We start from the raw sequence: 14,942 nt of genomic DNA on the forward strand, positions 1-14,942 counted from the left end.
CGGTGCGTCGACAGGAAGGAACGCGCTTGACGTCGGCCGAAACCACGGACGCGGTCCCGGACGCGGAGACGGCGCCGGCCCCGAAGGCCCGGGAGCGCGTGCGCCGGCCCGTGCTGTGGCACCGGTTCCGGTTCGGTATCCAGTCGAAAATCTTGGTGGCGATGCTGCTGTCGAGCATCCTGGGCGTCTCGGTGATCGGCCTGATCGGGGCGGTTTCCGGGCGCAACGCGTTGCGGCAAGTCGAGTCCGAGCGGCTGATCGAGTTGCGGGAATCGCAGCGCCGACAGTTGCAGTCGTTGTTCCGGGAGGTGACCAATTCGCTGATCGTCTATAGCGGGGGATTCAGCGTCAACGACGCGACGACCGCGCTCACCGCGGGGTTCAACCAATTGGCCAACGCGACGATCAGCCCCGCCCAACAGCAGGCGCTGGTCAGCTATTACGAAAACCAGATGATCAAACCGATCAAACGCGCGACCGGGGACGACATCGATGTCAACGCCGTGCTGCCCACTTCCAACGCGCAGAAATACCTGCAGGCGTACTACACCGCACCGCCCCGGTCCGCCACCGACCCGATGCCCGTCGAGGACGCCGGCGACGGCAGCGCCTGGTCGGCGGCCAACGCCCGCTTCGACTTCTACATTCGCGGCATCGTCACCCGGTTCGATTACCGCGACGCGCTGCTGCTGGACACGCAGGGCAACGTCGTCTACAGCGTCATGAAGGGCCCCGACCTCGGGACCAACATCCTCAACGGCCCCTACCGCGAATCGAATTTGAAAGACGCCTACCAAAAAGCGATGCGCTCCAACGACGTTGACTTCGTGTGGATCACAGACTTTCAGCCCTACCAGCCGCAACTGGACACCCCCACGGCTTGGGTGGTGTCGCCCGTCGGGATGAATGGCCGCATCGACGGCGTCATGGCCCTGCCGGTGCCGATCGCGAAGATCAATAGGATCATGACCTCCAACAAGCAATGGGTGCCCGCCGGCATGGGCGCCTCTACCGAGACCTATCTGGCGGGGTCCGACGACCTGATGCGGTCGGATTCACGGCTTTTCCTGGAAGACCCGAAGGAGTACCGACGCGAGGCGATCGACGCCGGCACCCCGCCCCAGGTGGTGGACGAAGCGATCCGGTTAGGCGGCACAACGCTGGTGCAGCCGGTTGCCACCGCGGGCCTGCGCGCCGCCCAGCGCGGCGAGACGGGGGTCATGAGCGCGACCGACTACACCGGGCATCGGGAGCTGGAAGCCTACGGCCCGCTGAACATTCCGAACTCCGACCTGCATTGGTCGATCCTGGCGACGCGCGACGACTCCGACGCGTTCGCGCGGCTCGGGCGGTTCAGCAAGACGCTCGTCATCGCCGTCACCGCAATGGTTTTCGTCATCTGCGTGGCCTCGATGCTGATCGCCCAGGCGGCGATGCGGCCCGTGCGGCGCCTCGAAGAGGGCGCGCGAAAGATCAGCTCCGGCGACTACGACATCAACATCCCGGTGCTGTCCCGCGACGAGATCGGCGACCTGACGGCGGCTTTCAACGAGATGAGCCGCAACCTCGCGATCAAGGAGGAACTGCTCAACGAGCAGCGCAACGAGAACAATCGGCTACTGCTGGCGTTGATGCCGGAGTCGGTCGTCCAGCGGTACCGAGAGGGCGAGGCGACCATCGCGCAAAAGCACCAGGACGTCGCCATCATCTACGCGGACATCGTCGGGCTCGACGAGATCTCCAACGAACTGCCGGGTGACGAGTTGGTCGGGATCGTCGACGAACTGTTCCGGCAATTCGACTCCGCCGCGGAAACCCTTGGCGTCGAACGCATTCGCACGTTCCACAACGGCTACCTTGCCAGCTGCGGGGTGATCACCCCGCGGCTGGACTGCATTCACCGAAGCGTCGAGTTCGCCGTCGAAATTCGCCGCATCGTCGAGCGGTTCAACCGCGAAACCGGCCACGAGCTGGGCCTTCGGATCGGCATCAACACCGGCAACGTGATCAGCGGGCTGGTGGGCCGATCGAGCCTGGTCTACGACATGTGGGGCGCCGCGGTCAGCCTGGCCTACCAAATGCACAGCGGCTCACCGCAGTCGGGCATCTATGTCAGCTCCCAGGTGTACGATGCGATGCGCGACGTGCGGCACTTCACGCCGGCCGGCACCATTTCGGCGGGTGGGAGCGAACAGGCCATCTACCGGTTGTCCGAGCGATGACGAACACCTGGCACTCCTCCTGGTTCTACTGGGCGATCGCTATCGCGGTCGGGTTTCCGGTCGCGTTGATCCTCCTGACCGAAATCCACCACGCGCTCGCCCGCCGCAACAGCCACCTGGCCAGGCAGGTGAGCCTGCTGCGCAATTACCTGCTGCCGCTCGGGGCGCTGCTGCTGCTGCTGGTCAAGGCCGCGGAGATTCCGGCCGGGGAGGTCCCGGTGCGGCTGCTCACCACCGTGTTCGGCTTTTTGGTGTTGGTGCTGTTGCTGTCCGGGCTCAACGCCGCCGTGTTCGAAGCCGCGCCCGAAGACAGCTGGCGCAAGCGCCTGCCCGCCATCTTTCTCGACGTCGCGCGCTTCACCCTGATCGGCGTCGGCCTCGCGGTGATCCTGTCCTACATCTGGGGCGTGCGGGTCGGGGGCCTGTTCACCGCGCTGGGCGTCACGTCGGTCGTCATCGGGCTGATGCTGCAGAACTCCGTCGGCCAGATCGTGTCGGGCCTGTTCATGCTTTTCGAACAGCCGTTCCGGCTCAACGACTGGATCGACACCCCCACGGGGCGCGGACGCGTCGTGGAAGTGAACTGGCGGGCGGTGCACATCGACACCGGCAGCGGGACCCGCATCACCCCCAACTCGGTGCTGGCCACGACGTCGTTCGTCAACCTCAGCCGCCCGGCCGCCACCTACAAACTCGTGCTGACGACCACGTTCTCACCCGCGGATCCGCCCGACCGGGTCTGCGCGATGCTGTCCCGAATCGCCTGCCAGCTGCCCCAGCTCAAGGCCGACAGCGTGCCCCGCTCGGTGCCCGTCGGCGCCGGCGAATACCGCACCAGCATCGGGCTGAGCTCGCCCGCCGACGACGGCGCCGCGCGCTCGACGTTCCTGCGCTGGGTCTGGTACGCGGCGCGGCGCGAAGAACTACACCTCGACGGCAGCGACGACGACTACTCGACGCCCGAACGCGTGGAAAAGGCGGTGCGCATGGTCGCCGCGCCGGCCCTGCGGCTCAACCCCGACGAGCAGCGGTCCCTGCACGCCTGCGCCCGGCTCGTTCGGTACGGCGCCGACGAAATCGTCGAATACGTCGGTCAAGTGCCCTCGGCGATGACGTTTTTGGTCGCCGGGCGGGTCCAGCTTTCCGCGCCGGCCGACGACGGGTCGGTGGTGCCGATCAGCACCCTGGTGGAGGGCTCGTTCCTCGGCTTGACCGCGCTGACCCGGCAACCGAACCTGGCCAGCGCGTACGCGCTCGAGGAAGTCACCGCGCTGGAGATCGACCGTGAACACATCGAGCATTTGGTGATGCGAGAACCGTTGCTGCTGCAGAACTTTGGTCACATCCTCGAAGAGCGCCGCAGGAAAGTGCGAGAGGCGCGCCGCGGGGAGCGATCGGGTGAAGCGACCTCGCTAGGGCCAACCTGACCCGCCCGGCCGGGGACCGATACCCTGGTTCAATGAGTGTGCAAGCTCCATCGCGCCCTGAGCTGCGCCGGGAGGTCCACAACGCCGCACGCCGCGCCCGGATCGCCGCCCGCGCGCTGGCGTTGTTGCCGACCGTCGCCAAGGACGCGGCGCTGCAGGCCGCCGCCGAGGCGATCGGCTCCCACACCGAGCAGATCCTGGCGGCCAACGCCGAAGACCTCGACGCCGCCCGCGCCGCCGGCACACCAGCCGCAATGCTGGACCGGCTGGCGCTGGACCCCAAGCGCGTCGAGGGGATCGCCGCCGGCCTGCGGCAGGTTGCGGGCCTGCCGGACCCGGTCGGCGAAGTGCTGCGCGGCTACACCCTGCCCAACGGCCTGCACCTGCGCCAGCAGCGCGTACCGCTCGGCGTGGTCGGCATGATCTACGAGGGCCGGCCCAACGTCACCGTCGACGCCTTCGGCCTAGCGCTCAAGTCCGGCAACGCCGTGCTGTTGCGCGGCAGCTCGTCGGCGGCCAGGTCCAACCAGACGCTCGTCGACGTGCTTCGCGCCTCGCTGGTCAGCGAGGACCTGCCCGCCGACGCGGTGCAGCTGCTGTCGGCCGCCGATCGGTCCACCGTCACCCACCTGATCCAGGCCCGCGGCCTGGTCGACGTCGTGATCCCGCGCGGGGGAGCCAGCCTCATCGACGCGGTGGTGCGCGACGCGCAGGTGCCCACCATCGAGACCGGGGTCGGCAACTGCCACGTCTACGTGCACGAAGGCGCCGACCTGGACGTTGCCGAACGGATCCTGCTGAACTCCAAGACCCGCCGGCCCAGCGTCTGCAACGCGGCCGAGACGCTGCTGGTCGACGCCGCCATCGCCGGGCAGGCCATGCCCAGGCTGGTCGGCGCCCTGCAGGACGCCGGGGTGGCCGTGCACTTGGATCCCGACGAATCGCACCTGCGCCGCGAGTACCTGTCGATGGACATCGCGGTGGCGGTCGTCGACGGGGTGGACGCCGCGATCGCCCACATCAACGAGTACGGCACCGGGCACACCGAGGCCATCGTGACCACGAACATGGCTGCGGCCCAACGGTTTAGCGACGGCGTCGACGCGGCCGCGGTGATGATCAACGCGTCGACGGCCTTCACCGACGGTGAGCAGTTCGGGTTCGGCGCCGAGATCGGCATCTCGACGCAGAAGTTGCACGCGCGCGGCCCGATGGGGTTGCCGGAGTTGACCTCGACCAAGTGGATCGCGTGGGGCGACGGGCAGACCCGCCCGGCCTGACGTGTTCGAAAAACTTTTAGGAGAACCGAGATTGTGAGCGTGCCCGCCCGGCCGACGCCGCTGTTCGCCGACATCGACGACGTCTCGCGGAAGCTGGCCGAGACCGGCTATTTGCCCGACACCGCCACCGCGACGGCGGTGTTTTTGGCCGACCGCCTCGGCAAGCCGCTGCTGGTGGAGGGTCCCGCCGGCGTCGGCAAGACCGAGCTGGCCCGCGCCGTCGCCCAGGCCACCGGCTCGGGCCTGGTCCGTTTGCAGTGCTACGAGGGCGTCGACGAGGCCCGCGCGCTCTACGAGTGGAACCACGCCAAGCAGATACTGCGCATTCAGGCCGGCTCGGGGGACTGGGACCAGACCAAGGACGACGTCTTCAGCGAGGAATTTCTGCTGCAGCGGCCCTTGCTGACCGCGATCCGGCGCACCGAGCCGACGGTGCTGCTCATCGACGAAACCGACAAGGCCGACATCGAGATCGAGGGCCTGCTGCTCGAGGTGCTGTCGGACTTCGCGGTGACCGTCCCCGAACTGGGCACGCTGGTCGCCGAGCGGGCGCCGTTCGTGGTGCTCACCTCCAACGCCACCCGCGAGCTGTCCGAGGCGCTCAAGCGTCGCTGCCTGTTTTTGCACATCGACTTTCCCAGCCCCGAGCTGGAACGTCGCATCCTGCTGTCGCGGGTCCCCGAGCTGCCCGCGCACCTGGCCGAGGAGCTGGTGCGCATCATCGGCGTGCTGCGCGGGATGCAGCTCAAGAAGGTGCCGTCCATCGCCGAGACGATCGACTGGGGTCGCACGGTGTTGGCGCTGGGACTGGACACCATCGACGACGCGGTGGTCGCCGCCACCCTCGGCGTGGTCCTCAAGCATCAATCCGACCAGCAGCGCGCGGCCGGGGAACTCCGGCTCAATTAAGGAAGGGGCTCGATCTGATGGCCGCCCGGCGCATCCGTCCCACCCGCCCGCTCGCGCCGCACGGGCTGCCCGGGCATCTGGTCGGCTTCGTCGAAGCCCTTCGCGCGCAGGGTATTTCGGTCGGTCCGTCGGAGACGGTGGACGCCGGCCGGGTGATGGCCACCCTCGGCCTGGGCGATCGCGAGGTGCTGCGCGAGGGCATCGCCTGCGCGGTGCTGCGGCGCCCCGATCACCGCGAGACCTACGACGCCATGTTCGACCTGTGGTTCCCCGCCGCCCTGGGCGCACGGGCGGTGGTCGTCGACGAGGAGGCCGGCGAGGCGGGTGACGACGCGTTGCCGCCCGACGACGTCGAGGCGATGCGGCAGATGCTGCTGGACCTGCTGACCGAAAACCCCGACCTCGCCGAGATGGACGAGCGCCTGGCCGCCATGATCGCCCGGATCGTGGAGGCCTACGGGAAGTACAATTCCAGCCGCGGTCCGTCGTTCTCGTCGTATCAGGCGCTCAAGGCCATGGCGCTAGACGAGCTTGAGGGCAAGCTGCTGGCGGGGCTGCTGGCCCCGTATGGCGACGAGCCCACCCCCACCCAGGAGCAGATCGTCAAAGCCCTAGCGGCGCAGCGGATTACGCAGCTGCGCAAGATGGTCGACGCCGAGACCAAGCGGCGCACCGCCGAGCAGCTCGGACGCGACCACGTCCAGATGTACGGCATCCCACAGCTTTCCGAGAACGTGGAGTTTTTGCGCGCCTCCGGCGAACAGCTGCGCCAGATGCAGCGGGTGGTGGCGCCGCTGGCCCGCACGCTGGCGACCCGGCTCGCCGCCCGTCGGCGCCGCAGCCGCGCGGGGGTGATCGACCTGCGCAAGACGCTGCGCAAGTCGATGTCGACCGGCGGGGTGCCGATCGACGTGGTGCTGGCCAAGCCCCGACCGGCGCGCCCGGAGTTGGTGGTGCTGTGCGACGTGTCGGGGTCGGTCGCCGGGTTCAGCCACTTCACCCTGTTGCTGGTGCACGCGCTGCGCCAACAGTTCTCGCGGGTGCGGGTGTTCGCCTTCATCGACACCACCGACGAGGTCACGCACATGTTCGGCCCCGAAGCCGACCTGGCGGTGGCGATCCAGCGGATCACCCGGGAGGCCGGCGTCTACAGCCGCGACGGGCATTCGGACTACGGCAACGCGTTCGCCTCGTTCGTGCAGGCGTTCCCCAACGTGCTCTCGCCGCGCAGCTCGCTGCTGGTGCTCGGGGACGGCCGCACCAACTACCGCAACCCCGAGACCGAGCTGTTGAGCCACATGGTGACCGCGAGCCGGCACGCGCACTGGCTTAACCCCGAGCCCAAGCACCTGTGGGGCAGCGGCGACTCGGCGGTGCCGCGCTACCAAGAGGTGATCACGATGCACGAATGCCGGTCCGCCAAGCAGCTGGCCGCGGTGATCGATCAGCTGCTCCCGGTGTGAGGGCCGCGGCCGCCATCGGCGTGCGCCTCGTTTCGAAACGGTGGAAGCCTGAAAGGATCACGGCGGCTTCGGTGGTTCGTGGCAGCAGCAGCTTGTTGGGTCGCAAAAAGCCCGCGGCGCGGATGGCGCGCCGGTAGCAGGCATCGATCGACTCCACCTCTCTGCACAAACGCACCTATCGGCGGGGACAACAAACACTCCGGCGCATCGCATCCCGCTGTGCGACGTAGTTGACCAAATGAAGCGCCTTGCGATAGGCTGCGATGGCCGATAGCGCCCACGACGAGCAGGATCATGATGACGCTGAAACCGCTATTCGAGCCAGAAAGCTTGCCGGCAGATCCCGTTGACCGGGCGATCCGCGCGGTCGGTCGTGGCGAATGTGTTGTCCTGATTGACGCCGAGGACCGTGAGAATGAAGGCGACCTAATCCTTGCCGCCGAGCTTGCGACGCCGGAGACCATCGGGTTTATGGTCCGTCACACCAGCGGCCTGCTGTGCGTCAGCATCCCGTCAGCACGTGCGGATGAGCTGCGGTTGCCGCTGATGGTCGATGCTCCTGAAGACATGTTCGGGACAGCCTTCACCGTTTCAGTGGATGCTAGACGGGGCACGAGCACGGGGATCTCTGCAGCGGATCGCGCAGCGACGGTCCGCGCGATCGCATCACCGAACGCGAGTGCCGATGATTTTGTACGCCCCGGCCACGTGTTTCCGCTGCGGGCGAGCGACGGCGGTGTGTTGAGCCGACCCGGTCATACGGAGGCGTCGCTGGAACTTGTGCGACTGGCGGGTCTGGAGCCGGCGGGCGTACTGGCTGAAATCGTTCACGACGACGGCTCGCTGGCCCGGCGTCCCGCGCTGTTCGAGTTCGCCAAAGCGCATGGCTTGGAGTGCATTACGATCGATCAGCTCGTTGCGTACCTGCACTTGTCCGGTGCCGGGCCTTTACCTGCCAAGCATGGGGGTGCCGCAGTCGCCCGTGTCGCGTCCGCGCGGCTGAAGACGTCCGCGGGATCCGGAACTTTGTACGCATATCGCTCACTCGATACTCAAATCGAGCATGCTGCTTGGGTTTTAGGTGACCTGGGCGCCGGCGTACTAGTCCGTGTGCATTCTGAGTGCCTCACCGGCGATGCGTTGGGCTCGGTTCGATGTGACTGCGGCGAACAGCTCCAAGACGCCCAACTCCGGATAGCCGATGCCGGGCGCGGTGTCATCATCTATCTACAAGGACACGAGGGCCGCGGTATCGGGTTGGCGTCGAAGGTAGCCGCGTATGCCCTGCAGGACAAGGGTCTTGACACGGTAGAGGCCAACGTTGCGTTGGGTCTCCCGGTTGACGCAAGGTCGTACGACGACGCCGCGGCGATACTGGTCGACCTCGGCGTGACTTCGGTCCGCCTAATGACAAACAATCCGCAGAAGTGCAAAGCGCTGGAAGCCGCCGGTATCGGCGTAGAGCGAGTCCCGCTGTGGCTGCCTGCAACTGCGCACAACCACCGCTACCTGTCGGCCAAACAGACCAAGCTGTGCCACCTGGGAAACGACCAACTCGGCACGCTGCGGGCGGTGGGTGAATGACATTGCCCGCCAAAAGGAGACCGCTTCGATGAGTCCGCTGTCCGCCCATGCCGCCATCGGCGGCTACTGCGATACTCGGTTCGTCGGTGTGCGTGAGGAGTTCGCCCGCAACTTCGCCGAACGTGGTGAAATTGGCGCGGCCGTCGCGGTCTACCTTCGCGGCAAACCAGTCGTCGATCTATGGGCGGGTACGGCCGATCAGGAAACGGGTCGGCCGTGGGAGCAAGACACCATGACGGTCCTGCAATCCGCCACGAAGGGAGCGACCTCGATCGTCGCGAACATGCTTGTCTCGCAAGGCCTTCTCGACCTTGATCAGCCGGTCGCCAGCTACTGGCCAGAATTTTCTCAGCACGGGAAGGACCAGATCCCGGTGCGTTGGGTGCTGAGTCATCAGGCCGGTATCCCGTCGACGACCGAACGGCTGCCGGACGGGATTCTGCTGGACCACGATGCTTACAGTGCGGCTATTGCTCGCACGAAGCCGCGCTGGGAACCTGGCACCAGGCACGGCTATCACGCCTTGGTGTTCGGATTCGTGATCGGGGAGTTGGTCAAGCGCGTCACCGGGAGGTCCATCGGCAGGTTTTTCCGGGAGGAAATCGCCGAGCCCCTCGGCCTCGAATTCTGGATTGGTATGCCCGCCGAGTATGACGCGAAGGTGGCCGTGTCGATCGCGGCGGATCCACCGGGGCCCGACGAACCGATCCAGCAGGTCTGGATCAACAGCGCGACTCCAGGCACCATCCAGCACGACCTGGCCCTCAACGCGGGTAGCTTCTACGGTGCCGGTGCCACCGACAGTCGGGCGGCGTACGCAGCCGAAAATCCCTCGGCAGGTGGGATTGCCAGCGCCAGAGCGCTGGCAAGGCTGTACGCACCGTTGTCCCTGGACGGCAGCCTGGACGGTGTCCGATTATTGCAACCACATGATCTGTCGCGGCTGGGCTCGGTGCAGTCTGCGGGCTACGACGCCTTCGTGCTGATGCAGACGCGATTCAGTTTCGGTTTCTGGAAGGCGTTCGACAACCGGCGGACGCCGGGTGGCGGCGACAGCATGCGACTGTCGGAAGACGCATTCGGACATCCCGGGTTTGGTGGCCGCATCGGATTTGCAGACCCTAAGGCACACATGTCATTTGGGTACGTCTGCAACAAGATGGGCTCGAGCGTGGCAATCGATCAGCGGGCTCAGTCGCTGATTGACGCCACATACAACGCTCTGGGTTATTCGCCCGGAAGAGACGGGTTGTGGGCCTAGAAGTTTGGGCACGCAATCTTTTCAAGGGGAACGCTTCGCAACGATGCGATAAGGAGGCAGTGCAGGATGAGCGAATCGGTGATCAAGACCGCAGAACGAGACTTCGCGCAGGTCGTCGGGGCAGGTGGGGTGCGCCGCGAAGCGGATGACCGGACATGGAAGCGGCTCGAGCACCGGGTGGTTCTGATCACCGGCGCCGCCCGCGGACTCGGCGCGGCCCAAGCCAAGCTGTTCGCCGCGGAGGGCGCTCGCGTCATCGTCGCCGACATTCTCGACGACCCAGGCAAGCGGCTCGCCGATGAAATCGGCGAACAGGCCATGTTCACCCATCTCGACATCGGCGGCGACGACGACTGGGCGAACGCGATCGACCGGGCCACTGACGCATGGGGCTCGGTCGACGCCCTGGTCCACAACGCCGCCGTCGCAAGCCACGGCTTGATCGAGCAAGTACCTGCCGCCGACTTCGCCGCGGTGCTGAACGTGAACCTGGTCGGGGCCTACCGCGCCATCCAGGCCGCCGTGGGACCGATGACGGCCGCCGGAGGCGGCTCGATCGTCTTGATTTCCTCCATCGAGTCGTTGGCTTCGCACGCGGCACTGTCGGCATATTGTGCGGCCAAGGCCGGCGTGGTCAGCCTGGCCCGCACAGCGGCCCTGGAACTGGCGTCGCGCAACATCCGGGTGAACGCGCTGTGCCCCGGCGTGGTCGACACCGAGATGGTTCGCCCGGCCGGTGTCGACCGGTCGGTCTTTGCGGCCATGGAGGCACAAATTCCCCTTGGGCGGGTAGCCGAACCCATCGATTTGGCACGCGCGGCGCTGTTCCTGGTGAGCGATGACGGCCGTTACGTGACGGGCACAAGCCTGGTCGCCGACGGCGGCGTGATGGCCAAGCTGCCACTCTCGCTCGGATAGTCGCAACGGCGATGTAGGACGAAAAGTCATAGCACCCAACTCTTTTGGAGAGATCCTGACTATGTCCTCCGTTACGTCTTCTGAGACGTCTTCCGAGACCGACACTGCCGCAAAAGCCACGGCGCCGACGGGGTGTCCGGTGATGCACGGATTCCAGCCGATCGACCCTCTGACCCCGATCGACGACCTGGCAACCGGCTGGGCCCGCGCCCGCACCGAGGCTCCGGTCTTCTTCGTGCCCGAGCACAACACCTGGTGCGTTTCGTCCTATGCGCTCATCGAGGAGGTGCTCCGCTCGCCGGAGACCTTTTCCAGTGCGGCGATGGGCGGGGTCCCCGTCGCGGTGCCCGAACGATTTCGCGATGATCTGCCCGACGGCCGCTGGCCCGTTGAGCTGAGCCTGACGTCGATGGACCCACCCGAGCACACCCGGATCCGCAAGCTGGTTCAGCCGGCGTTCACCGCCAGGATGGCCAATGCGGCCGAAGGCGACGTCGGTCGGATCGCCAACGAAGTGATCGACGCCTTCATCGACAACGGCAAGGCTGATATCGCAACCGAGTACTCGCACAAGATCCCGATCAAGGTCATCGCGCCGATGCTCGGGGTGCCACCCGCCGACGTCGACATGCTCTACGGGTGGGCCATGCAGGCACTGTTCCTGGCGAATAACGAGAGCATCCCAGCCGATTTGGTCGATTCGGTTGCCGAGGGGCAGTGCGAATACGTCCGTTACGCGCGGAAACTGATCGAGGACCGCCGTGCGAACCCGCGCGGCGAGAACGATCTGCTTACCCACCTCATCTTCGCGACCGCTGATGATGAACCAGTGCTCTCGCAGACCGAGGTGCTGGGCATGGTGCTCGGCATCCTCATTGCCGGTATGGAGACCACGGCCACCGCGATGGGCAACGCGATTCATTTGCTGCTCTCCCAAGGGCTTTGGCAGAAGGTGGTCGACGACCCGGACCTCGCTGCGCGAGCAGCAGAGGAGGGATTACGCCTGCGGCCGCCGCTGACCGGGATCCACCGGGTCACAACCCGCGATTGCGAACTTGGCGGGGTGCTCATTCCGGCCGGGTCGTTGGTTCATCTGTCGGTGTTGTCGGCCAATCGGGATGAGGCGGAGTTCACCGATTCGGAGAAGTACATCAGTGACCGTGCAAATGCCAGGACGCACATGACGTTTGGGAAGTTCACACACAACTGTCTGGGTGCCCCGTTCGCGAGGGTCGAATTGCGGGTGGGCATCCACACGCTCGCTCAGCGCATCCCTTCGTTGCGCCTGTCCGAGGACTGCGATTTGCAGTACATGCCCTCGACCTTTGTGCGCGCGCTATTGGGCGGCCTGCGCGCCGAATGGGATACCTGACGCGTCCGAGACTAATGGGAATTTGATCAGCGGCACTCGCAATAGGAGACAACACGATATGGCAAGTGACACCAACTCGCAATTGCCGGGTGCCGAAATCGCGGTCATCGGTGGCGGAGTGGCCGGGATGGCCGCCGCGTTCCGGCTGCAGCAAGCGGGCTACCGCGTGCACGTCTACGAGTCGAACGATCATGTGGGCGGGCGCACGCACTCCATCTACCGCAACGGGTTCACCCTGAATCAGGGCGCCAACGTCATGTGGACGGCGTACAAGAGCCTGTGCGGATTGGTGCACGACGCGGGACTGGACGGCGAGCTGGAAGCCGCCGGTTCCGTGCTCGGGTTTCTGTGGGGCGGTGACGACATGTTCTGGCTCGACACCGATCACCTGCTGCGCGACGCACCGCGCTTCCCGTTGTCGATGCGCTCCCGATTCACCTTGGCACGGTTGGTGTTCGACGGGTACCGGGCACTGCGCTCGCTCCGTTACGAAGACTTGTCGGCCTTTGCGTCGCATGATTTCGAAACCGCTGAGCAGTACACCCGGCGACGGCTGAACCCCGAGATCCTGGAGCGGATCGTCGCGCCGTCGGTCAAGTCGATGGCGGCTGCTCCGGCCAACGTGGTCTCTAACAACGACTTACTGTTCATGCTGCATCGCTACTCCGGGTTGGGCAGCCGTTGGCTGGCTTTCCGGGGCGGGATGGGCAGCTACTCAAGGCTGATGAGCCAGCGGTTCGACGTCACACTCAACGCTGCTGTCACCGAGGTCGAGGAACGCGACGACGAGGTTGCGGTCACCTGGACAGGTCCACACGGTGAGCGGACCGACCGCTACGCCGCGTGCATTATTGCGGTCGCGGCACACGACGCCGCGACGATCCATGTGACCCTGGACCCATGGCGGCGCCAATTTTTGGCTGACGTGCCTTACGCGGCAATGAGTTCGGTACAGCTGGCGCTGTCGAAGCCTGGTCCCGTCGGCATCAAGGCCTCCTACACGATCCACCCGGAGTGGTCAGAAATCGTCACCGCGGTCTACGAGCACAACAAGTACCCCGGCTCTCTACCGCCCGGCAAGGGGCAACTCACCTTGTACACCAGCGATGCGCTGACCAGGCAGCTCATCGATGAGGACGATCAGGTAACTGTCGACACCGTACTCGCCGAGGCGGAGAAGCTGATGCCCCGTGTGCGTGACACGATCGAGTGGGCGCATGTGAAGCATTGGCGCGAAGCGGTTTTCTGCAGCCGGGTTGGCTACTACAAGGACCTCGCGAAGTTCAATGCGATGCGCCGCGAGCACGATCGCCTGGTCTTCCATGCCGGTGACTACTTCGCGCCGTCGAGCATGAACACCGCGAGTTCGGCGGGGGAACGTGCCGCGCACGATCTCATCGCGGCACTCGGCGCGTCGACCAAGACGGGCCTGGCAGCTCGCAGCGCGTCATGAGCGCCGGCGCAGCCGCGCCGGCGCGCGACAGACACCAGGGCCGCCGCATAGCAACGGCCTACGTGTGGGCCACGATCGGCGCAATCGCGGTCGTCGTCCAGGCCTATGTCTATGCGAGCTGGCTGTTGTCGCCGGATTTGGTGCCGGCACCGCTTGGACCCGACCCGGTGCCGCCGTCCGACAAGATGTGGGCGTGGATCCTGCAGCCGCTGTTCGTTGCGGCGGGGCTAGCCGCCACGTTGTGGATCGTTCGGGGATGCATCCGAGCGGGTCGTTTCACCTTCGACGCCAAGCTGTGGTGCGCGTTCATGTCGCTGGCCTGGCTGGACACGGTGGCCAACTTCACCCGTCCGGTCGTGGCGTTCAACGCCTACTACGTCAACCTCGGCTCATGGAATGCCGATATCCCCGGCTGGATGTCCGCTGGTGTCCGGCGGTTCCCCAGCACGTTCCTCATCGAGTTCCCGTCGTACATGTTTTTGGCGCTCGTGCCGGTTGCGGGTTGCGCGTTCCTGCGGGCGTTGAGCAAGCGCTGGCCCCGACTTGGGCCCATTAGACTGTTGGGCTGTTGGTGGCTGGTCGCCATCGTCTTTATGGTGGCGTTCGAGGAGCCGCTGGCCCGGGCCGGCTGGCTGATATGGATCGGCGGCAACGTGCCGGGCCTGACACTATGGCCAGGCACCAGGTATCAGTTACCCCTGCTGCTCGATCCGATCCTCTGGGGAGGCCCCGTCCTCACGGCGGTGACAGCCCTGCGCTATTACCGCGACGATCGCGGCCGGTGCTGGGTGGAGCGGGGATTGGACACCGTCAGCCGGTTAGCCCCCCGAGTAGGAACCGCGATGAGCACGCTGGCCGTGATCGGGTTCGCGACCGTCGGCATGGTGATCTATGCGGTCGGAGGCACCGTTGTCGCCCAAGCACATACCGTCGCCCCGCCCGGCATGCCCAGCTACATGCGTGCAGGTCTCTGCCAGACCGACGCGGACGCCTGCTGACGGCGGTTCGTGCCGGCCAAGTCGGCACGTGACCCACGGTCCTACGGGACCCGTC

11 protein-coding genes are annotated in these 14,942 nt (G+C 66.1%); all 11 read left to right on the top strand.

Annotated features, from left to right (window positions below; all coding sequences use genetic code 11):
- Window positions 1-26: 26 nt before the first annotated feature.
- The 11 genes from AWC19_RS11370 (at window position 27) to AWC19_RS11420 (ending at window position 14,887) form a co-directional block, all read left to right on the top strand.
- Complete coding sequence (locus AWC19_RS11370; protein WP_085078205.1) at window positions 27-2,222, top strand: adenylate/guanylate cyclase domain-containing protein; 2,196 nt, start codon at window positions 27-29, stop codon at window positions 2,220-2,222.
- Window positions 2,219-3,649: a mechanosensitive ion channel family protein gene (locus AWC19_RS11375; RefSeq protein ID WP_085078206.1), complete on the top strand. Its 1,431-nt coding sequence runs from the start codon at window positions 2,219-2,221 to the stop codon at window positions 3,647-3,649. The genes AWC19_RS11370 and AWC19_RS11375 overlap by 4 nt, the downstream gene beginning before the upstream one ends.
- Before the next feature lie 32 nt (window positions 3,650-3,681).
- A complete protein-coding gene (locus tag AWC19_RS11380) occupies window positions 3,682-4,929 on the top strand; it encodes a glutamate-5-semialdehyde dehydrogenase (protein WP_085078207.1) in 1,248 nt (415 codons plus the stop codon).
- Window positions 4,930-4,962: 33 nt separating this feature from the next.
- Entirely contained in the window at window positions 4,963-5,838 is an 876-nt protein-coding gene (locus tag AWC19_RS11385) for an AAA family ATPase (protein WP_085078208.1), read from the top strand.
- Window positions 5,839-5,855: 17 nt separating this feature from the next.
- Window positions 5,856-7,301, top strand: a complete 1,446-nt coding sequence (locus AWC19_RS11390; RefSeq protein ID WP_085078209.1) for a vWA domain-containing protein — start codon at window positions 5,856-5,858, stop codon at window positions 7,299-7,301.
- 297 nt (window positions 7,302-7,598) lie between these two features.
- Window positions 7,599-8,885, top strand: coding sequence for a 3,4-dihydroxy-2-butanone-4-phosphate synthase (gene ribB / locus AWC19_RS11395; RefSeq protein ID WP_085078250.1), 1,287 nt, complete (start codon window positions 7,599-7,601; stop codon window positions 8,883-8,885).
- Window positions 8,886-8,913: 28 nt separating this feature from the next.
- Complete coding sequence (locus tag AWC19_RS11400; RefSeq protein WP_085078210.1) at window positions 8,914-10,146, top strand: serine hydrolase domain-containing protein; 1,233 nt, start codon at window positions 8,914-8,916, stop codon at window positions 10,144-10,146.
- Between the two features lie 66 nt (window positions 10,147-10,212).
- Complete coding sequence (locus AWC19_RS11405; RefSeq protein WP_085078211.1) at window positions 10,213-11,064, top strand: SDR family NAD(P)-dependent oxidoreductase; 852 nt, start codon at window positions 10,213-10,215, stop codon at window positions 11,062-11,064.
- 142 nt (window positions 11,065-11,206) lie between these two features.
- Window positions 11,207-12,436: a cytochrome P450 gene (locus AWC19_RS11410; protein ID WP_158090859.1), complete on the top strand. Its 1,230-nt coding sequence runs from the start codon at window positions 11,207-11,209 to the stop codon at window positions 12,434-12,436.
- Between the two features lie 58 nt (window positions 12,437-12,494).
- Entirely contained in the window at window positions 12,495-13,889 is a 1,395-nt protein-coding gene (locus tag AWC19_RS11415; RefSeq protein WP_085078213.1) for a protoporphyrinogen/coproporphyrinogen oxidase, read from the top strand.
- Window positions 13,886-14,887: a spirocyclase AveC family protein gene (locus tag AWC19_RS11420; RefSeq protein WP_085078214.1), complete on the top strand. Its 1,002-nt coding sequence runs from the start codon at window positions 13,886-13,888 to the stop codon at window positions 14,885-14,887. Before AWC19_RS11415 ends, AWC19_RS11420 begins: the two co-directional genes overlap by 4 nt.
- Window positions 14,888-14,942 lie beyond the last annotated feature (55 nt).

Origin of the sequence: Mycobacterium palustre, from assembly GCF_002101785.1 — a bacterium.
Taxonomy (GTDB): Bacteria; Actinomycetota; Actinomycetes; order Mycobacteriales; family Mycobacteriaceae; genus Mycobacterium; species Mycobacterium palustre.

Coding starts and splice junctions, on each gene's coding strand:
- AWC19_RS11380 (WP_085078207.1), top strand. CDS start 3,682: ATGAGTGTGCAAGCTCCATCGCGCCCTGAGCTGCGCCGGGAGGTCCAC.
- AWC19_RS11390 (WP_085078209.1), top strand. CDS start 5,856: ATGGCCGCCCGGCGCATCCGTCCCACCCGCCCGCTCGCGCCGCACGGG.
- AWC19_RS11400 (WP_085078210.1), top strand. CDS start 8,914: ATGAGTCCGCTGTCCGCCCATGCCGCCATCGGCGGCTACTGCGATACT.
- ribB (WP_085078250.1), top strand. CDS start 7,599: ATGACGCTGAAACCGCTATTCGAGCCAGAAAGCTTGCCGGCAGATCCC.
- AWC19_RS11405 (WP_085078211.1), top strand. CDS start 10,213: ATGAGCGAATCGGTGATCAAGACCGCAGAACGAGACTTCGCGCAGGTC.
- AWC19_RS11375 (WP_085078206.1), top strand. CDS start 2,219: ATGACGAACACCTGGCACTCCTCCTGGTTCTACTGGGCGATCGCTATC.
- AWC19_RS11420 (WP_085078214.1), top strand. CDS start 13,886: ATGAGCGCCGGCGCAGCCGCGCCGGCGCGCGACAGACACCAGGGCCGC.
- AWC19_RS11415 (WP_085078213.1), top strand. CDS start 12,495: ATGGCAAGTGACACCAACTCGCAATTGCCGGGTGCCGAAATCGCGGTC.
- AWC19_RS11410 (WP_158090859.1), top strand. CDS start 11,207: ATGCACGGATTCCAGCCGATCGACCCTCTGACCCCGATCGACGACCTG.